General features: G+C 53.0%; 19 protein-coding genes. All 19 read right to left on the bottom strand.

The genetic code is table 11. From position 1 onward, the window contains the following. Positions 1–483 (bottom strand): rod shape-determining protein MreD, encoded by a 483-nt coding sequence (gene mreD, locus ACFFJP_RS00255; protein ID WP_377239268.1) that lies wholly within the window; start codon positions 481–483, stop codon positions 1–3. Then, positions 483–1,367: a rod shape-determining protein MreC gene (gene mreC / locus ACFFJP_RS00250; protein ID WP_377239267.1), complete on the bottom strand. Its 885-nt coding sequence runs from the start codon at positions 1,365–1,367 to the stop codon at positions 483–485. The genes mreD and mreC overlap by 1 nt, the downstream gene beginning before the upstream one ends. A gap of 25 nt (positions 1,368–1,392) precedes the next feature. After that, positions 1,393–2,436, bottom strand: a complete 1,044-nt coding sequence (locus ACFFJP_RS00245; RefSeq protein ID WP_031568148.1) for a rod shape-determining protein — start codon at positions 2,434–2,436, stop codon at positions 1,393–1,395. 226 nt (positions 2,437–2,662) lie between these two features. Further along, complete coding sequence (locus ACFFJP_RS00240; RefSeq protein ID WP_377239265.1) at positions 2,663–6,046, bottom strand: DUF6701 domain-containing protein; 3,384 nt, start codon at positions 6,044–6,046, stop codon at positions 2,663–2,665. Continuing rightward, a complete protein-coding gene (locus ACFFJP_RS00235; RefSeq protein WP_377239264.1) occupies positions 6,046–6,450 on the bottom strand; it encodes a type II secretory pathway component in 405 nt (134 codons plus the stop codon). Before ACFFJP_RS00235 ends, ACFFJP_RS00240 begins: the two co-directional genes overlap by 1 nt. Next, on the bottom strand, positions 6,440–7,309 hold the full coding sequence (locus ACFFJP_RS00230) for a prepilin-type N-terminal cleavage/methylation domain-containing protein (protein ID WP_377239263.1): 870 nt from the start codon (positions 7,307–7,309) through the stop codon (positions 6,440–6,442). The genes ACFFJP_RS00235 and ACFFJP_RS00230 overlap by 11 nt, the downstream gene beginning before the upstream one ends. Further along, a complete protein-coding gene (locus tag ACFFJP_RS00225; RefSeq protein ID WP_377239262.1) occupies positions 7,309–7,890 on the bottom strand; it encodes a type IV pilus modification PilV family protein in 582 nt (193 codons plus the stop codon). Before ACFFJP_RS00225 ends, ACFFJP_RS00230 begins: the two co-directional genes overlap by 1 nt. Continuing rightward, complete coding sequence (locus ACFFJP_RS00220; RefSeq protein WP_377239261.1) at positions 7,884–8,372, bottom strand: type II secretion system protein; 489 nt, start codon at positions 8,370–8,372, stop codon at positions 7,884–7,886. The genes ACFFJP_RS00225 and ACFFJP_RS00220 overlap by 7 nt, the downstream gene beginning before the upstream one ends. 13 nt (positions 8,373–8,385) lie before the next feature. Further along, positions 8,386–8,883, bottom strand: a complete 498-nt coding sequence (locus ACFFJP_RS00215; RefSeq protein WP_377239260.1) for a type II secretion system protein — start codon at positions 8,881–8,883, stop codon at positions 8,386–8,388. Positions 8,884–8,896: 13 nt separating this feature from the next. After that, on the bottom strand, positions 8,897–9,466 hold the full coding sequence (locus ACFFJP_RS00210; RefSeq protein ID WP_377239259.1) for a prepilin-type N-terminal cleavage/methylation domain-containing protein: 570 nt from the start codon (positions 9,464–9,466) through the stop codon (positions 8,897–8,899). A gap of 86 nt (positions 9,467–9,552) precedes the next feature. Continuing rightward, positions 9,553–10,779, bottom strand: coding sequence for a type II secretion system F family protein (locus ACFFJP_RS00205; RefSeq protein WP_377239258.1), 1,227 nt, complete (start codon positions 10,777–10,779; stop codon positions 9,553–9,555). Then, complete coding sequence (locus ACFFJP_RS00200) at positions 10,779–12,503, bottom strand: GspE/PulE family protein (protein ID WP_377239257.1); 1,725 nt, start codon at positions 12,501–12,503, stop codon at positions 10,779–10,781. The genes ACFFJP_RS00205 and ACFFJP_RS00200 overlap by 1 nt, the downstream gene beginning before the upstream one ends. Position 12,504: 1 nt before the next feature. After that, complete coding sequence (locus tag ACFFJP_RS00195) at positions 12,505–13,638, bottom strand: tetratricopeptide repeat protein (RefSeq protein WP_377239256.1); 1,134 nt, start codon at positions 13,636–13,638, stop codon at positions 12,505–12,507. Further along, on the bottom strand, positions 13,635–14,615 hold the full coding sequence (locus ACFFJP_RS00190; RefSeq protein WP_377239255.1) for an ExeA family protein: 981 nt from the start codon (positions 14,613–14,615) through the stop codon (positions 13,635–13,637). The genes ACFFJP_RS00195 and ACFFJP_RS00190 overlap by 4 nt, the downstream gene beginning before the upstream one ends. Continuing rightward, on the bottom strand, positions 14,555–16,210 hold the full coding sequence (mshL, locus tag ACFFJP_RS00185; RefSeq protein WP_377239253.1) for a pilus (MSHA type) biogenesis protein MshL: 1,656 nt from the start codon (positions 16,208–16,210) through the stop codon (positions 14,555–14,557). The genes ACFFJP_RS00190 and mshL overlap by 61 nt, the downstream gene beginning before the upstream one ends. Positions 16,211–16,218: 8 nt before the next feature. Further along, on the bottom strand, positions 16,219–16,539 hold the full coding sequence (locus tag ACFFJP_RS00180) for a hypothetical protein (protein WP_377239252.1): 321 nt from the start codon (positions 16,537–16,539) through the stop codon (positions 16,219–16,221). Next, positions 16,511–17,206 (bottom strand): hypothetical protein, encoded by a 696-nt coding sequence (locus tag ACFFJP_RS00175; RefSeq protein WP_377239251.1) that lies wholly within the window; start codon positions 17,204–17,206, stop codon positions 16,511–16,513. The genes ACFFJP_RS00180 and ACFFJP_RS00175 overlap by 29 nt, the downstream gene beginning before the upstream one ends. Then, positions 17,203–17,811 carry a PilN domain-containing protein gene (locus ACFFJP_RS00170; protein ID WP_377239250.1) on the bottom strand — a complete coding sequence of 203 codons (609 nt, stop codon included), beginning with the start codon at positions 17,809–17,811 and terminating at the stop codon, positions 17,203–17,205. Before ACFFJP_RS00170 ends, ACFFJP_RS00175 begins: the two co-directional genes overlap by 4 nt. After that, positions 17,795–18,754, bottom strand: a complete 960-nt coding sequence (locus ACFFJP_RS00165; protein ID WP_377239249.1) for a hypothetical protein — start codon at positions 18,752–18,754, stop codon at positions 17,795–17,797. The genes ACFFJP_RS00170 and ACFFJP_RS00165 overlap by 17 nt, the downstream gene beginning before the upstream one ends. Positions 18,755–18,792: the final 38 nt, after the last annotated feature.

The following is an 18,792-nucleotide window of genomic DNA, read 5'->3' as shown; positions in this document are numbered from 1 at the left end:
TTATTGGATCTTCAGTTGACGGCGCATCCGGCGCAAAAACAGGAAAACATAAGGCCAGACTAACATACCGGTCAGCACCGGCCACAAATAAGCGGCGCGGAAATAGACACCGGTCAGGAAATGGCTGAGCCAAAACAGTAACAAGTGATACAAGGCCAGCAACATGCCGATTAATAAGGCTTGTTGCAGGATAGAAAAGTTCCTGATTTTCAGATAATTAGCCGCAACAATAAAAGTGACCACACTATAGCCAAACGCGTTCACGCCAAGCACAGTGCCCACCATCACATCGACCAGAAAACCAATGATAAACGCCGTACCAATACTGGCGCGGTGTGGCAATGCCAGCACCCAATAACACAATACCAATAACGGCCAGTCGGGCCGGAACAGTTTCACCTCAGCCGGCAGCGGCATGACCGCCAGCAATAAAGCCAAAAGCAGGGTCAGATGGATCCATAAAAAGCGCCAGTTATTCTGCATTATTTGCGCTCCGTAGTAGTCGCTTCCGGTGGCGCGACAATTTCCGGATCGGCCACTGTAGTGCCCTGATGCGGCCACACCAGCAGCACATAACGGATGCGGTCTAGCATGGCGTAAGGTTCGGCCGTGACTTGCAGAAATGGCAGGCGGGCATCGCGGTACACTTTGGTCACGCGGCCAATCGGATAGCCTTCCGGAAACACCCCATCAAGTCCCGAGGTTAACAGGCGGTCACCTTCCACCACGTCGGTGCTGTGCGGCAAATGGATCAGCCGCAGCGAGTTCGCCTGGCCAATGCCTTCGGCCACCACACTCAAACCCGTACGCTCGACCCGGCCAGAAATGGCGTGAGTATTATCGGCGATCAAAATGGCACGGCTGGAGGTGGGGCCAACACTGACCACTTGCCCCAGTACACCTAAATCGTCGATCAACGGCTGGCCAATGGTCACGCCGTCATTACTGCCTTTGTTCAGCACGATTTGGTGACTGAACGGATGACTGTACACCGCCAGCACTTCAGCGATCAGGCGTTTGCCTTCAGTGACCGGACTGGCGCCAAGCAACGCGCGCAGTTTGTCATTTTCCTGCTGCAGGAACTGCAGACGTTGCAACTGACCGTTTTGCAGTAACAAGGTGTCTTTCAGTGTTTGGTTTTCTTCGAGGATTTTCTGTTGCGATTTAAACTGTTCGGAGGCACCAAACATCAGGTCTTGCGGCAAATTGGCGAGGTAAAACAATGGGCTGACGGCTGCGGTCAGATAACTGCGCAACTGGGCTGAGCTGCTGGTGTAGTGATCCAGCACAATCAGACCCGCACTTGCCAGCAACGCAAAAAATAAGCGCAGCGGCAGTGAGGGTCCGCGATCAAAAATAGGCTTCATCGACGTGGCTGCCGGACAGGTTCAGTTAGTCGTAACTGAACACGTCACCGCCGTGCACGTCGATCATTTCCAGTGCTTTACCACCGCCGCGTGCCACGCAGGTTAATGGATCTTCAGCCACGACTACCGGAATACCGGTTTCTTCCATCAGTAAGCGATCGAGGTCACGCAGTAAAGCACCACCGCCAGTCAGAACCATGCCGCGCTCAGAAATGTCCGACGCCAGCTCTGGTGGTGATTGTTCCAGCGCCACCATCACGGCCGACACGATACCGGCCAATGGTTCTTGTAAGGCTTCGAGGATTTCGTTGCTGGTCATCGTGAAACTGCGTGGTACGCCTTCCGCCAGATTGCGGCCGCGCACTTCAATTTCCAGAATTTCATCGCTTGGATAAGCGGAACCGATTTCCATCTTGATGCGCTCTGCGGTGGCTTCACCAATCAGGATGCCGTAGTTGCGGCGGATGTAGTTGATGATGGCGTCGTCAAATTTGTCACCGCCGATGCGGACAGAAGACGAATACACTACGCCGTTTAACGAAATCAGTGCCACTTCAGTAGTACCACCACCGATATCAACCACCATAGAACCGGTCGCTTCCGACACCGGCAGGCCTGCGCCAATCGCAGCGGCCATTGGTTCGTCGATCAGGTAGACTTCACGGGCACCAGCGCCCTGAGCCGATTCACGGATCGCACGGCGTTCTACTTGAGTCGAGCCGCAAGGAACACACACCAGCACGCGAGGGCTTGGACGCAGGAAACTGTTGCTGTGAGCTTGTTTGATAAAATGCTGCAGCATTTTTTCAGTGACGTAGAAATCGGCGATCACGCCGTCTTTCATTGGGCGAATGGCTTTGATATTGCCAGGTGTCCGACCTAACATACGTTTGGCAGCATGGCCAACCGCAGCGACACTTTTTGGTCCGCCGGCACGTTCCTGCCGGATCGCAACCACTGATGGTTCATTCAGGACTATGCCCTGGTCTTTCACATAAATAAGCGTGTTGGCCGTGCCCAGGTCAATCGACAGATCGTTGGAAAATAAACCACGTAATTTTTTTAACATGAAAAGTGTTAATCCTTCTGAATGGGGCGCCAACAACAGCAAAATCCGGCCGCCCTCGCGAAGTTGGGGCACCGGATCTTACTCGACAAAAATGTGCGCACATTTTAAGTAACAATGCGCTGGGTGGATAGCCTTATCTTACACGTTTAGCAGATTAAACCAAGCCGACGGCGCCCACACCGATGACATTTCCCGTGTGGTAATGCGGAAAACAATCCACTGCAGTTTAGTTTTCTTGCCAAAAAATCTGACGGTTATTCCCTCTGAATCCACCAAACACCGCCTCACCTTTCGGATCCTCTAATAAAACTCCATCACCAGGTGTCCAATCATACTGTAGCCAGGGCTGGTCATTGAGTTGGTACAGTAACGGGTAGCGGCTTTCCACCCCTGGTGGAGACAGCATTAAATCAAATGCACCGCTGCTGCCTTGATTCAGTTGGGTCGGATTACCACTGGCCGTAATGACCGGATTTGTACCTGTGGTAATTAACAATTTCGACGGCGTAGTGGCCGTGCAACTATCGAGGCTATTGGGCACAAACTGGCTGCCATTCCAGTACTCCGCTTTCAGTTGCACCGGTAAATTGCTTTGCTCTGAGCCTATTGCATTGACGATTTGCAGGCGGCCGTAGCGCCAGTCCATATTGCTGGTGGTCAGCATTTTACTGTCGCAGTCCCCAGCAACACTGCAGTTTGCGCTACTATCAACCCGCTGATCTAACGCCTGCAATTGCGCATCCAAATCATCATTGTCGTTCAGCTTTAAACCAATCCGTAGTTGCGAAAAGGGGCCATCTGGCGCAGTGTCGCGTTTTACATATACCGGACTGTTGATCAGCTGTGCTTCGCCGTTATCCCAGCTCAGCAGATTCGATTGATTGTTGAGCCGGCTGCTGCGTTCAACCCCATCGTTGTTATTCTCCGCAACCAGAGCTGCCGTCGCTTTGGCAAAAGTACCGCGATAATTCAGCACCCTTCCGCCTGAAGCGTTTTGCGCCTGTATGGTGAAACTCAACGAGGCTGGCTGCTCAAAGTAACTAACAGCATCGCAACTGGGATCAAGGTCAAAACTCATCATCGAAAACCGATGCGGTACAATTCGCCCCAAAGGCGAGGTCATGGTGCTGATCAAATTCACCGGCATCCCGATATATGGACCGTTATAACTCGCCGCCAAATTAAATACCCCGACCTCGCTTTGGCTGGGATTCACAGTCGTCGTCGCCGTCGACGCTGCACTGTGGTTATAGCTGGACGGTGTCAGACTGCCGCTGTCGCCCCCACTGGGCTGCACTAATGAACTGGATAGACTAATACCATTGAGCTGAAATGACGGCGTCGTCGTGGTGTTGTTACAAAAGTTGCTATCGGCATCAGACTCCCAAGCCACGGCTTTGATGTCGAGCGGGAATGTATCACCGGCTTTGACATAACCGGGACAAGTCGCGTCGGCGGCAGCGCAGTATTGCTGCGGGGTGATACACAATCCGGCCGGCGCGCTGACAAATTGGTCTGTGCCAGTCATTGATAGGTTTGCATCATTGGTCGCCACAGAGCCGCTATACAAGGCTTTGAGCGTCACTTGTCCGGCATCGCTGTAATTAACGCCGATGCTGGCTTCGCCACTGCTGTTAAAACTAAGCGCCAGTGCGGTGGAAGTCCCAGAAGTCGCACCGATATTGGTGTAGGCGCCGCCGTTAGAGACTGACACGGCACGCCCTGGGCTGGCACTTGGCGTAACCGGATTGTTAAATTCGGACCAGAACCGGACTGTACGATTGACGTTGGCAAAACTCGGTACACATTGTTGCGAGCCGTTAGATTTCACCGCTTTGACTAAGATGCCAGTTGCCGGTTTACCGGCAATTTTGTCCGGCACTGAAAACACCAAGCCGCTGCTGGAAAAAACTACATCACAATTTGCCGCAGTGATGGACGCACCTATTTGGCACAAAGTGGTGCTAAATGGTCTTGTTGAAGGATTAGAACCTGATGTACCAACCCGAATAGTTGCCGGTGTAGTCTGCGACAACGTTGCTGTTGCGGTCCCACCCGAGAAGTTAATGGTATTGCCAGTTAAGCCAGTACCGGCAATCCAGCCTGTTGCCGGCACAAGAGTCGCACTGACATTCCCCGTTACCAGCTGTGTACAGGCGGCATTTTGGCAGGCTTTAATAGTAAAAGTCTCAGCTTTACATGTTAAGGCTTGCCCACTGTAACTAAACTCAAAATGGTCGATCTGTGCCGGAACCGGGTCTGAGCGCAGCGCACAAATTTCCAGATCATCGATTTCATGGTGATTGTTCGCGCCGCCTGTTCCGCCGGTTAGAGACAACAGAAAATTGGCGGGCAGTGCGGCTTGTCCAGTCGCTGCGGCGGCGTTAAACGAACTGATCAACGTGACAAAGCCATTACCACTATTCCGCTCGATCTTAACCAGCGACTGATTAGCTATTTGCGAATCAACAGTAACACGATAGCGGTGTGGCGGACTGACGTCATTATTATCAACCTGCGGCGACAAACAACTTGTGTTCGTTCTTGTCGTGCCGTTATTGCAAGTACCAGCCAGATATCGATACCCCGCAGTACCGCTTCCCGACCCCCGGATTGCTACAGACTGCCTGCGACGGCCTGGTCCATTTGCTCCACCCTCTGCAGAAAAGTTTCCATACTCATCAATGCCAATACCAAGCCAGCCCCCGGCAAAACCATTGACGTTTGAGCGGGCTCCATAGCCTAAAGGTCCACCAAGCGCACCAGAAACCGGGGTAACAGAGGCATCTGACAACACAACAGCGATACCATCACCGCCTTCGCTGCTGGTTCTGCCATACGCAAAATGGTCGAACTCAACAACGACCAAATTGGACCGTGCCGGAAACAGCCGCTGAAAAGAAGCTGCAGTCGCTTGGTTACCTGTACTCTCAGTAATACGAAGCCTGCCATTGACATTCGACGGAGTAAAATTACCATTCGTCCGTGTCGTCACCCAATTGGATGATAATGTCGCCGCTTGGAAATTGTCATTTAAACAACTCAGGCTGCCGCCACAAACAACACCACCTTGTAACTTTAATAATGCATTGCTATTGAAAGCTGCAATTAAATTGCCAGCCCCCGAAAAAGCGCCATTTGATGTGACACCACCATCCAGCGTACCACTAGTGCCATTGGCAATAGAGACGGCACCGCCTGCCAAAATAAATCCTCTGATTTTGACGTTGGAACCGATGGAGAGCGAGCCACTAACCACCAACAACAGGTTTTGCGCTGGCCCATTCCAATTCAGCTGGACATTATCGCCAATGGAGAGACTACCTTTCACAAAGATCCGCACCGTCGCACCACTGGTATTAAAAGTTGTATCTGACGGGATAGAACCGGTTAAAAAATAATCCCCTGCCGCTAAAGTGGCAGGTAAACTGCTGATAGTTGTGGCGTCTGTGACGTTATAGCAACTCGGGTTATTGCCAAAACAATAACCCCAGGCAGGAACCGTGGAACTCGAGCGAATTGCCTGCGTCCAAATCTGACTGCAGTTTTCGCCAATGGCCCAAACCGCCGCAGACCAGACCAAGCTCAACAGCAACCAACTCCAGCGCATTAATATGCCTCCATCACTACACGCCGACTGGTAGTGAAATCACCCGCATCACATTGACCGACACTGACCAGACGAAACAACCGGCGATCCGCGTTATCGGGGTTAGGTACCTCAGAACAGGCCAGCGTCGCCTGACAGTCGCGCAAGCCGGCGTCATTAAAGCTAAAACTAGCCGTGACTGAGGAACAGGTATTGCCAGGATTGCGGAACAGCTGCGTCAACCCCAACTCCAGACCGGATTGCGCCGCGTTAAAAGCCCTACTGCCCTGCACCTCAACGCTGACGGCTTTACTGCTGCTGATAAGCTGCCGCCCCAGCGCCAATAACAATGCTGACATCAAAATAATGACGAATATCGCTAAAACTAACGAGCTACCACGCTGGCGTATCAGGCTAGGGAACATTGGGAATATGCACCTCGTGGTTAAAGAACAGATCCTGCCCCAGATCAGTTGACGGCTGAAATCGCCAGAAAATCTGCAACACCGCATTTCTGCTGAGCGTCGCAGTATTTAACACAAAAGCCGGCTCTGTGCTTTGGTTAAACAAACCAGTCGCCATCAGTTCACTTTGCGTCAACGACGGAGGCAAGCTTTGCCCAACCTGAAAGCCATAGTTTTGATAACGTCGCAGTTGTTGACCAATTACACAGAAACTAACCGGCTGCGCCGCCAGAAAGAAGCGCTGCTGCGGCGACTCCGTAATAAATGTCGGCGCCACACCGCTAATCAAATCCAGTTGAATCCGCTCGGTGTTCGCATTGCCATCTGCATCGGGCGGCGCATTCTGCAACGTTGCAACCACAGCACTGCGGCGCTGATTTAAATCATAGACATGGCGGCTATCGGTCGGATAGACCACAACACGATACCCTGCCGTTGCCGGCCAACCGGTTGTGACAGTGGTAACGCCAATCCAGTCTCTTGTTTGCGGATATAACGGCAAATCCCGGTACAAACCACTGAGTGCCAATGGGGTAAATTCAACACAGCTGATGCTGTTATCGCCATTTGACAGCACTCTGATACTGCCTGGTACTGCGCCACGGACTTCACGCACAACACGCTCTAAGGCAAAGCGGCTTTGCGACAAAATTTGCTGAGTGGTTGTTGAATCAACATACATACCGGCGCCGAGCCGCACATAGCTGGTGACACTGGTCGTAATGATGCCAAGAATTAAAATCACCACAATAAACTCGAGCAACGTAAACGCAGCCTGAGGCTGGTGGCGCTGGGACTTTGGCAGCGTGCGACAGTTCATTACCAATTCCCTTTATAGCTGGTAAAGGTAATAACTTCACTGTTTGGCAGGGTGACCGCCACATCAATACGTTTGACCTGCGTTGCCGCCAGCCCGGCGCTAGTCCCGGCGTGACTCACCGCGACTTGCACCTGATATTGGTTATAACTGGCCTGCAGGCTCGGATTTAAATTGGTTGTAACGGCGCTGCCATTGACATTCAGGCAATGAAAATCATCGACATCATCATATAAATCGCGGCTCGCTTCTTCTGTTGTGGCAGACATCCCACTGGCTGGACAATTTGGAATGGTTGCAACACAAGCCTGCGCACCTGCATCGCCACAGCGCAGCAAAGTGCTACCCCGGCTGGAGTTTTCGTCAAAACTGCGCGCCAAAATTTCATTCATCAGACTATTCCCCAGCTCCGCTGCCCGCACCTGATGCCAGGGTTCAATGCTTCGCACAAACAACGGGCCTAAAATCGCACTGATAAACAACATGGCAATCGCTAACACGACGATGCCAATAATCAGCTCAATCAGGCTAAAGCCACGGGCGGGAATGTTACGCTGCCGGGCAGCTGACGTGTTGCCTAACATGATTGAATAAACCCGCTGGCATGCAGACAAACCTTAAAGGTTGCGCTGCTTTGTGTCAGTGTAAAGGTACAGCCATTGCTGCAGGCGCCGGTCGGGCGCCCCCAGCTGTCAAACCTTAATAACAGTGGCAAAGTGGCACCGCTGACAGCAAGGCTGGCTTCGCTGCCAAATTGAATTTGATTCGGATCATTCACATCAGCGCTAAAACTGGCACTGGCAAGGCAGGGATTTGTGGTTGCGATACCGGCTTGTGTCGCCGACAACACTATGGTTGGGCAAAGCGTGCTGCTGTTGACCGTATCCTGCATACTTTGCAGCTGTACCAGATGCGACAAAGCCAGCAACATGTCGCGCTGGCTTTGGGCAGTCTCACTATCGGCAGAGATAAAACGGGGATACACCGATATGGCCATAATCCCCATAATCAAAATGACAACAACCAACTCTACAAGCGTAAAACCATTGCGAGACGTAGTTGTCATCGGTATGCCTTAATTAGCAACCATTACCGTTGATGACATAAGTCGGCTTAGACGTCGCGTCCGCAGCTGCGGTATAAACCAACACGCAGGCTTCAGCTTCAGTTGTTGACGTAGTTGGCGCTGTTGAAGTAGCCGGATAAATCAAAACATCAGCCGCTTCAAACAGTGAATTGCTATTCGCAACACCTTGTAGGACCGTGAAATTTCCGTCTAAATCCAATACATCCTCCACCGCAGCCTGTGTTGCAGCTACATAACCATATACAACAGCAATTTTTTCCCCACTTTCGTTAACGTTGGCAGAAGGTGTTTTTTGGACGCCTTGCAGTATTGATTTACTATAAATGACTGCATTGGCACTTTTTAACGAGGCCTCAACAGCAGTCAAAGTCCCTTCTTTTGCATCGCCTGCGAGGTTTAAAAACTTCGGTGCGGCTGTCACGGCCAGGATGCCGAGGATCACAATCACAATCACCAGTTCAACTAAGGTAAAACCTTTACTTTTTTGCATTTACATCACTCGATTAGTTAGGTTTATTCAGGAAAGACAATACGTTACCGTTTTCTGGATTATAGGTAAAGCCGTTCGTCGCACCAGTTCCTGCTGCGGGCGCAGCAGCTAAACCGACAGTCTGATGATATTCACAGATATTACTGTCGGCACGGGCAAAGAAATCGTCTGTCGCATCAAAGGCTGAATCGACAGTCGCTTGACCAACTTGCTGGAACAGATTATTAAACAGAAATACACAGTCGGCTGCATCTACCACTGTCGCTCGGGTGTCTGCGGTTGGGTCGCCAGACGGATAGCCGATGGTGCCATCAACACCAATAAATACATTGTCATACTCAACCCGGGTCTGATTGGTCGCGACGTTATTGTTCGGTCGCCCAGCGATTTCCCATCCAGCGCGTACAAGACCCACTGCCGAAGCAAAACCGCCTGCTACGCCTTCAACTGACACTTCTTCAGCACGCTCAGTGACATTCAGGAATCTCGGCAGCGCCGTGGCCGCCAATAAACCTAAAATGATAATAACAATGACTAATTCGATTAAGGTAAAGCCTTGTTGCTGTCTTGAGATAGTACGCATACGCAGTTCTCCGGGGCTTAAATCAACAGTTTATAGTTTTGATTACACTAATTAATGACAGCTTTTCTGTCGATTGCCAAGCTGGCTCAGTTGCCTTTTTGATAAGCACTGAGCATGTCCCACATTGGGGTAAAGATCCCCAGGGCCAATAACAGCACCATCACCGCGACCACAGTGATCAGAATAGGCTCGATTTTCGCTGTCAGCGACTTTAAATCAAACGCGACTTCCCGTTCATAAAACAATGCCACTTCCTGCAACATGTCATCCATCTGGCCGGTTTCTTCCCCGACCGCCAGCATTTGCATCACCAGCGGCGTAAACAAGCCGCTTTGCGCCGAGACGCGCACCAGGCTTTCGCCACGTTCGATATTGCGCCGCATCTCGCGAATTTTGTCCGCCATAAAATCGTTGTCGACCGCTTCCGCCACCAGACTGAGCGCTGTGGTCAGCGGCACGCCGGCGCGCAGCATCAGCGCAAAACTACGGGCATATCGGCCAAGCGTGGCGCGGTTGATAATGTCGCCCATCAGCGGCAACCGCAGTTTATAGCGACTCCAGCGATAGCGGCCATCGTCGGTCTGCAGATAGCGGTATAACGCAAAACCGGTCAACGCCAGTCCCAGCAATAACCAAGGCCAATAATTGACAAAAAATGCCGAGGTATTAATCAGCACCTGAGTGGTCCAAGGCAGTTCAGTATCAAAACGGGCAAACATGGCGGCAAACTGCGGGATGACAAAAATATTCAGGATCACCATCGCAATCACAATCGCCATCAGCACAAAAGACGGATAACGCGTCGCTTGTTTAATCTGACGGCGGGTTTCCATTTCCTGCTCAAAATAATCCGACAGCTGGGCAAAAGCGTCATCGAGCCGGCCGGTGTTTTCACCGACATGCACAATGCTGACAATCAGCCGGTTAAAGACTTTGGCATGGCTGGCCATCGCCACCGACAAACTGCGACCTTTTTCCAACTGTTCTGCCAAATCCAGTAACACCAGATTCAGCGCTTTGGAGCTGGTGCTCTCTGCCAGGCCACGAATAGCACGGATGATTGGAATACCGGCTTTCATCAGCGAAAACATTTGCCGCGCAAACACAATCAGCTCAGGCAGTTTGACGACAGGGCCAAACCAGCCGGACAGGTCGATATTCAGGTTACGCGCTGGCGCCACCGCATCAATCCGCAGTGGGATCAGCTGACGGCGTTGCAGTTGATCCGCCACCGCACTTTCGCTCGGCGCATCAATATCGCCGCTTTGTAGCCGGCCTTGCGGATCTCGTGCGCTGTAGCGGTATGTCGCCATTAGGACGCCCCTGCCATCGTATCCAAATCAACATACTCAGACACCCGGATCACTTCGTCCAGGCTGGTGATACCTTGTTGCGCATACTCCAGCGCCATAGTGCCGAGCGTGCTGAACGTTGACGAGTTATAGGCGATGCGGGCAAATTCTTCGCTGTCGTCACGGCGCAGTGCATCCGCCAGCGGTTTATCGATCACCAGCAGCTCAAACACCCCGATCCGGCCTTTGTATCCAGTATAGTGACAAGACTGACAGCCCTTGCCACGCCAGAACTGCAGACCAGCCGGCGCGCGGAAATGGCGCAGCCAGGTCTGTTCCAGCTCATCTGGCTGGTAGGGTTGTTTACAATGCTGGCAAACGCGCCGTACCAGACGCTGCGCCAGAATGGCCCTGAGCGCACTGGCGACCAGATAAGGCGCCGCCCCCATATCAATCAGCCGCAATGTACTGGTCACAGCATCATTGGTGTGCAGCGTCGACAACACCAGGTGGCCGGTTAATGCACCGCGCAGGCCCATCTCGGCAGTTTCCTGGTCGCGCATCTCACCGACCATCAGGATATCGGGGTCCTGCCGCAAACTGGTGCGCAGCACGCCAGCGAAATCAAGACCGATTTTATGGTTGATTTGCACCTGGTTAATCCGTGGCAGCCGGTATTCCACCGGATCTTCGACCGTGATGATTTTCACACCCGGCTGATTGAGCTCAGACAAGACGCCATACAGCGTGGTGGTTTTACCGGAACCGGTTGGGCCTGTCACCAGCACCATACCATGCGGACTTTGGATGATCCGGCGCAGCCGGCTGACTATCGCCGCCGGCATACCGGTTTCTTCCAGACTGAGCAAACCGGCACTTTGGTCCAGCAAACGCATCACCACCGATTCGCCGTGTTGCACCGGCATCGTCGACATCCGCACATCGATAGTACGGCCTTTAATTTTCATCTGGAACCGGCCATCCTGTGGCAGCCGTTTTTCCGAAATATCCAAACTGGCCATCAGTTTCAGCCGCAGCACCAGCGCCGGAGCAATACCAGTTTCCTGCAGCACACTTTCTTGCAGCACGCCGTCGACACGCTGCCGGATACGCAGCACTTTTTCGTCCGGCTCAATGTGAATATCCGAAGCGCGCACCTGGACCGCATCTTCAAATAACGACTGCAACAACCGGGCGATGGTATTGTCCTGATCGCCTTCGGTGTTGAGCGCCGCGAAGTCAATGGTTTCGGTTTCTTCGTATTCTTCCTGCAGCTGATGGGCAAAACTCTGAATTTCCTGAGTGCGGCGATACAGGTTGTTGAACGCTTCAATCAACTGACTTTCCCGCACCACAGCAATTTCAATCAGCTTGGGTTCCAGCAATGGCGCGATTTGGTCGAGACTGGATAAATCCGCCGGATCACTCATGCCGAGCAACACCGACTCACCGCGGTCTTCCAGCACCAGCGCCCGCAGCCGGCGCGCATGCACTTCAGGCAGCATTTGCGCCACGCGAGGTTCAATGCGGCGCTGGGCAATATCGAGGAACTGCACGTTCAGCTGTTGTGATAAAAACTGCAGCAGTTGATCTTCGCTGAGGTAATCCAGCCCGATCAGCGTCGCGCCGAGCTTGCGGCCGTTTTGTTGCTGCGCTGCCAGCGCGTTATTCAGCTGTTGCTCGGTGATGATGCCTTCATGCACCAGCAGGTCGCCAAGCCGCATTTTTAACCGGGGTCTTTGCATATCAACTCTGTGTGTTCTGCTGTAATCGCTGTTGAATAAACTGGCGGCTGGCGTCGGTCAAACCACCGAGCTGCAGCGCTTGCTGGTACGCCTGTTGTGCCTGTGGCCATTGGCCGGATTGATCCAGTGACGTCGCCAGTCCGAGCCAGGCCCGACTGTCCTGCGGTGATCGCTCGGTCCAGCGCTGGTAAACCTGTAAAGCACGGTCGGTCTGGCCCAATTGCTGCGCCGCATGCGCTTCTAATGCCAGGGCCTGTTGTGGATATTGTTGCTGCAGTTCGGGTGTCAATGCGCCGAGCAGTGCTTGCCATTGTGCAGAGCTGGCCAGCAGTTGGATTTGTGCCCATTGTAATGCCGGCGATTGTAGCTGCTGCTGTTGGGCTTGTTGCAGCAATGACGCCAGCCTTTGTGGCTGCTGTTGCTGCAGATACAGCTGTGCCAGCGCTTCATATGATTCTGTCTGTTGTGGTTGCTGCCGGCTCAGCTGTAACCAAGCTGTTTCCGCTTCGGCAAACCGGCCTGCAGCTTGTGCTTGCATCGCCAGCGCTCGCAGCTGCTGTGGGCCGTCTTGTGCCGGGTCTGTTCGTGTCACGCTCATCTGGGCTTTTTTCACAGGTTCCGGGGCCGGTAGGGTTTCGGCGTCCTGCAAAAAGGCTTCGGTTTCTGCCGACAAGGCAAAAGCGTCGGCGCTGTCAGATTCTGCTTCTGTCATTGTCGCGACTGCAGGTGCAGTGATCTCCACCACCGGGGCGGGTGTCACCGCTTGCTGCGTATCGGTTGTGTGCACAGCAGGCGCTGCTGGTACCGCTTGGGCTTGTGCTGGAACCTCCGGCTTAGCCGCGACGATCTCGGTAGCCTGCACCGCAAGCGGTGATGTTGCCGTTGTGACTTCTGCAGTGACTGGTGTTGTAGCTTCTGCTGCAGGCTGCGTGGCGGGTACCGGCGCGGCTGCAGGCGTCACAGCAGTCCCATCTTTACTGAGCCACTGCGCACTAAACCACAGCACTGGCAACAGCAGCAGCCACCAAAACCAGCGCCGGCTTGAGCTGGTGTTATGCAACGCCGGTCCTGCCAACGTTGCTGGGCGGGCCTGACGTTTGTCCAAATCGCGCAGCATCTGGTTGATCACACTCATGGCAAACTCCAGAGTGCAAGCATGCCCGAAGGTTGCAACCACAGGGACAACAGCAGTGACAGCATCGCGACTATCGCAGCGGTGGTCAGCCAGCCACGAGAAGACTGTTGCACATCTTCGGTATCCACGGCGGCCTGATAGATTTGCCACCAGCCAGCGCGGCTCAGACCGGCACCATAGCTTAACAACAGGGCTTTATGCGCCAGCACATTAATCAACCGCGGAATGCCCCGACTGTAATGACTGAGTAACCACAAGGCCAACTTGCTGAATAACATCTGCTGGCTGCCGGCAAACAGCAGCCGTTGCTGCAGATAGGCCGCAACTTCGGCCCGCTGTAACTGTGGTAATTGGTAAGAAAAACTGATGCGCTGGCGCAGCTGACGGAATTTGGACTGCGCCAGACGTTTGTCGAGTTCGGGTTGGCCAAACAACACGACCTGCACCAGTTTATGTTGTTCGGTTTCCAGATTGGTGATCAACCGCAGCGCTTCAAGCGTCTCATCCGGCAATGCCTGTGCCTCATCCACTAACAACACCACTTGCCGGCCGGCGCCCGCCAGCAATAACAGCTGGCGTTGCAGCAGGTGCGCCAGTTGCTGCTGGTCGATATTGTCAGATTGCTTCAGGCCGAGTTCCAGCGCTAAGGCCCAGCGTAACTGCTGCGGGTCCAGATTTGGGTCGGGAATATAGGCCAGGCTCCAGTGCGCCGGCGCTTCATTCAGCAGCTTGCGGCATAACAAGGTTTTGCCGGTCCCCACTTCGCCCGTCACTTTGATAAAACCTTCCCCATGACCCAATGCGGTCTGCAGTACTTCCATCGCCTGTTGATGGCCGTTCAGACCGACGTAAAAGCCGGTATTCGGCGTCAGACCAAACGGTAACTGCTGCAGAGCAAAATGGGCCAGATACATCGTCAGCGCCGCTGTTGCCAGTCCTGCATTTGCAGGCTGGACTGCTGAATCTGTTGCTGCCACACCTCAGCACCGGTGACTGTGGGTTTAAGCAGGATCACCAGTTCTTTTTTCTTTTCCGACTTACTGGTCGACTTAAACAAGTTCCCCAGCAGCGGCAACGAGCGCAGGCCCGGCACACCACTTTCCTGATCGCTGATCACGGTTTGCATCAGGCCACCAATGACAACAATTTCGCCGTTGCTGGCTTTGATGATGGTATCGGATTCGCGAATATTGCTTTGTGCCAACGGTAAAATAACGTCTTCGTTGGACAGCCGGATAGTTTTCACCTGCTCGGCGGTTTCAGTGACCGACGGATGCACATGCAAAATCACCTGACCATTGGCGTCAATTTGTGGTGTGACATCCAGCGCAATACCGGAAAAAAATGGCTGGAGCGTGATACTTGGCGTAGTGTTTTGAACGCCGTTATTAGCCGTTGTGGTGTTGCTCGACACGTCGGTGACAAAATATTCGTCCTGACCGACTTTAATCACCGCTTTTTGATTATTCACCGCTGTCACCCGCGGGCTCGACAGCACCTGCGCATCGCCTTGCGTCGACAGCAGGCTGATCACGCCTTCAAAATCGGCGTTTTCAAATGCAATCGACGTTAAGCCACCAATGCTGCCACTAATTTTATTGCCAAAACTGCCGCGGGTATTACTCAGGGTCAGATTGGTCGAATCGATGTTCGCTAAGGCGTTTTGCCAGTTAATGCCTTGCTGGTAATCGTCATTCAGCGTCACTTCGATGATCTTGGCTTCAAGAATGACCTGGCGTTGCAGGTGAGTTTCTGTCTGCTGCAAAAAGGCCCGCACTGCTGCGATTTCGTCCGGCATACCGCGGACTGTGACCAAACCAGCTTGTGGCGATACCACGACGGTGCGCTGCACTGCATTACCCAAAATACCCTGTACCGCTTCCTGCAAATCTTTCCAGAAATCGGTTTTACTGGTGCTCTGGATCATGCTGCCATTAAATTGTTGCTGCTGATTGCCGTTACCAAGGCCGTTTTGGCTGTCACCATTTTGATTTTGTTGATTATTCTGATTGTTCTGGTTATTGCCGTTTTGACCGTTGTTTTGCTGGTCCTGCGACACGCCGCCGGAATTTACCGCGATCGACGACAGCCCATGGCGTTGCATTAGCAGATAATTCACTGCAATAGTTTCAGTGCGTAAACCGGCCGGGTAGACTTGATAAATCAAGCCCTGCTGGCGCACATCAAAGCCGTAGATCTGTTGCACCACCGCCATCACTTCCGGCAATGTTACCTGTTTCAGCTGCAAACTGACGGTACCGCGGACATCAGGATGCACCACGATACTGAAATCGGAATCGCTGACCAGTGAGGCAAAAAACTCCGCAGCCGGCACCGCAGATGCTGCCAGATTAAAACGCGGCAGTAACGGTGTATTCTGCAATGGCATCGCACTGGCGCTTAACACATCGGCACTGACGGCAGGTGGGACCTGCAGCGGTTTAGGCTTGGCCGGCGTTTGTTGATTTTTATTCAGTTCAGCCTGCGAACGTGTCAGCACGTCAGAGCCCGACGTGAGACTGCAGCCCTGCAGCAAGATGAGCGCTGCGATCAGTGGAAAAGGTTTCGCCATAACATCTGCTACTTTTTCATTGGAGGAAATAACTGCAACGTCAGCTGACGTTGCCCCTGCGCTAATATCACGGTACCCGCTCCGATCGACAGCACTTTATACTGACCATGCATGGCGCCGACCCGTCGCTGCTGACCATCAAGCACCGCCAGCCGTTCTTTACCTTCCTGCCGGATCAGACTCAGCTTGGGCACTGCCTGCACACTTGCGGTGACAGACGGATCGGCGGCCAGCACGACGTCTGGCGCTGTCGGATCGCTGGAAGCCGCTGCCAGGTTGGCAAAGCTGGCCAGCAGCAGACTAAATCCGCAGATAATCGGCTTGTTCACTGATAGTCTCCAGTTCCAGCCGCAGTTCGGCCTGAGGGTGTTCTGATACTTTGTACTCTAACTGATGCCAGTGCAGCTGCCACGGCAGCTGTTCCAGCTGCTGCAATAACCGCTGCAGCTGCGCATATTGGCCACTAAAACTGATTTCAGTTTTATGCAGATACAACAAAGGTGCTGCAGGCACGCTCTGACCTGGCGTAGCCACCGCTGTAGCCGGAGCGGCAACCTGTGGCGCGGGTGCCAGACTGACCGGCTCCGCCTGCAGACTGCGCATCCGCAGCAATTTCACGCCAGGACTGCTTTTCAGCACATCCTGCAATAACGGCAACATCTGCTCCGGACTGACATACCGGCCGGTCAGCTGCTTAATTTGCTGACTGAGCTCGTCACGTTTTTGCTCACTCTGACTAATCTGGGTACGGATCTGCGTATTTGGGTCGGTATTCAGAACCTGCAGCACAGTGTCGACCTGTTGCTGTAGTTGCGCCATTTGTTGCAACACCAATTTCTGCTGTTGTTTGCTGGCCTGTAGCGATTGCCATAATGGCTCAACCGCATACAAAGCCCCGAGCCACAATAACAGCACCAGACTAGCCAGATAAATCAGCCGTCGCTCACGCAGTTGCAGCTGTAAATACTGTTCACTGAGTTGTTGCCATTGGCTCATTTCGGCATCTCCGCACTTTGTGACGACGCCACACTGCTGACATGGAATTGCAGGTAATCTTGTTGCAATGGTTGTAAGCCGACGCTGGAAAAATGCTGACCACTGAAATACGCACTTTGACCTAATTGTTGCAACCAACGCGGTACCAACGCGGCGTCCCGTGTCACGCCATCAAATTCAATACCCTGCTTGCCGAGGCGAAAACTGCGCAACCAAAACTGTGGCAAATCCTGCGCACTCAGTTGCTGCATGACTGCGGCAAAAGCGGGCCTACTGGCTTGCTGATCGGTCGTCAGGTACTGCAACAGCTGCTGCTTTTGGCTAATTTCGGTATTCAGCTGCTCCACTTGCAACACCAACGATTGTTCCGGCTGCCGGTTATCCAGCGCTTGTTGCAGATTCGTCAGTTCTTCTGTCTTCTGCTGTACCGCTTGGTTCATGCTGGCAAGTTGGCGCTGCTGCTGCTGCAACTGAAACTGCAGGCCACCAACACCAAGTGCAAATAGCACCACAATGATCACACAGTTGCGCACTAACCCGGCCAGTGCATAACGATGCTGCACCGGTTGTAATGACGGCTGATATAAATTAATGCGTTGTTTCAAGTGGACTCTCCGCACTCAGCAACAATTCCAGCGCCCCAGCCAGCGGTAACCAGTACTCACCTTGCTCAGCCAGGCTGATACCTGGCATCCGTGCTGATAAATCCATCGCCCGCACCTGAGTGAAACCATTCTGCACAAAATATTGCACGATAGCCGACAGCTCCGGCGTCGCGAGCAAAAACAAGATTTCTTTCACCGGCGGCTGACGCATTTGACCTTCAAAGAAGTCCAGCGAACGCTGCACTTCTAATAACAGGTTATCGAGCAAACCACGACTAAGATCGCCAAACGACATCTGATCAATTCGCTGAAAACCGCGCAATTTACGGCTGACGTATAACATGCCGTCGCGCACAATCTGAATATTGACGTCCTGACCCGGCTGATGGCTGAGTATTAACACGGCCTGTGGCTGCACCGGAAGCAGGTTGCGCGCCAGCCATTCATCCGGCTGAATGTTTTGTAGCGATACCTGTTGCTGCTGTAACGCTTTGCAGATCGGTGCCAGGAAACTGCGCTGAGTGGCAACAACCTGAATACGAGACTGATTTTGATTGGTTTGCTCTGCGACATCACAATAGTCGAGCACTAAATCATCGGGCGCATAATTGACCAGATCACGAATTTGCCATGGCAGGGCCTGTAACATCTCTGCATCGGCCACCGCGGGTTTGTCTAACTGTAATAATTGGTAGCGATCCGAGCTCAGCACGAGGCACAGGGGGGTATTTTTTGGCAGTTCGGCAGCGAGCTGTAGACAGGCTGAGACCAGTTTGCCATCGTCAGCCAGCCGGACGGTTTCAACTTTGACCAACGTGCGGTCGCTACTTTGCAGTAACACCAGTTTCAGCTGCTCAGGCTGCAAATAAATCGCAGCAACATGCGTAGGCACTTGAAGTCGCCCCGCCTGGCTGCGGAATATCCGGGCAAATTTCTGTATCATGCAAACACTCTGACATCTTGTTGGTCTGGTTATGCCGG

The organism is Rheinheimera tilapiae, assembly GCF_042432165.1.
In the GTDB taxonomy this organism is placed as follows: Bacteria; Pseudomonadota; Gammaproteobacteria; order Enterobacterales; family Alteromonadaceae; genus Pararheinheimera; species Pararheinheimera tilapiae.
The sequence above is the reverse complement of the archived record's forward strand: the minus strand, read 5'-3'. Positions and strand labels throughout refer to the sequence as shown.

Coding starts and splice junctions, on each gene's coding strand:
- mreD (WP_377239268.1), bottom strand. CDS start 483: ATGCAGAATAACTGGCGCTTTTTATGGATCCATCTGACCCTGCTTTTG.
- mreC (WP_377239267.1), bottom strand. CDS start 1,367: ATGAAGCCTATTTTTGATCGCGGACCCTCACTGCCGCTGCGCTTATTT.
- ACFFJP_RS00245 (WP_031568148.1), bottom strand. CDS start 2,436: ATGTTAAAAAAATTACGTGGTTTATTTTCCAACGATCTGTCGATTGAC.
- ACFFJP_RS00240 (WP_377239265.1), bottom strand. CDS start 6,046: ATGCGCTGGAGTTGGTTGCTGTTGAGCTTGGTCTGGTCTGCGGCGGTT.
- ACFFJP_RS00235 (WP_377239264.1), bottom strand. CDS start 6,450: ATGTTCCCTAGCCTGATACGCCAGCGTGGTAGCTCGTTAGTTTTAGCG.
- ACFFJP_RS00230 (WP_377239263.1), bottom strand. CDS start 7,309: ATGAACTGTCGCACGCTGCCAAAGTCCCAGCGCCACCAGCCTCAGGCT.
- ACFFJP_RS00225 (WP_377239262.1), bottom strand. CDS start 7,890: ATGTTAGGCAACACGTCAGCTGCCCGGCAGCGTAACATTCCCGCCCGT.
- ACFFJP_RS00220 (WP_377239261.1), bottom strand. CDS start 8,372: ATGACAACTACGTCTCGCAATGGTTTTACGCTTGTAGAGTTGGTTGTT.
- ACFFJP_RS00215 (WP_377239260.1), bottom strand. CDS start 8,883: ATGCAAAAAAGTAAAGGTTTTACCTTAGTTGAACTGGTGATTGTGATT.
- ACFFJP_RS00210 (WP_377239259.1), bottom strand. CDS start 9,466: ATGCGTACTATCTCAAGACAGCAACAAGGCTTTACCTTAATCGAATTA.
- ACFFJP_RS00205 (WP_377239258.1), bottom strand. CDS start 10,779: ATGGCGACATACCGCTACAGCGCACGAGATCCGCAAGGCCGGCTACAA.
- ACFFJP_RS00200 (WP_377239257.1), bottom strand. CDS start 12,503: ATGCAAAGACCCCGGTTAAAAATGCGGCTTGGCGACCTGCTGGTGCAT.
- ACFFJP_RS00195 (WP_377239256.1), bottom strand. CDS start 13,638: ATGAGTGTGATCAACCAGATGCTGCGCGATTTGGACAAACGTCAGGCC.
- mshL (WP_377239253.1), bottom strand. CDS start 16,210: ATGGCGAAACCTTTTCCACTGATCGCAGCGCTCATCTTGCTGCAGGGC.
- ACFFJP_RS00175 (WP_377239251.1), bottom strand. CDS start 17,206: ATGAGCCAATGGCAACAACTCAGTGAACAGTATTTACAGCTGCAACTG.
- ACFFJP_RS00165 (WP_377239249.1), bottom strand. CDS start 18,754: ATGATACAGAAATTTGCCCGGATATTCCGCAGCCAGGCGGGGCGACTT.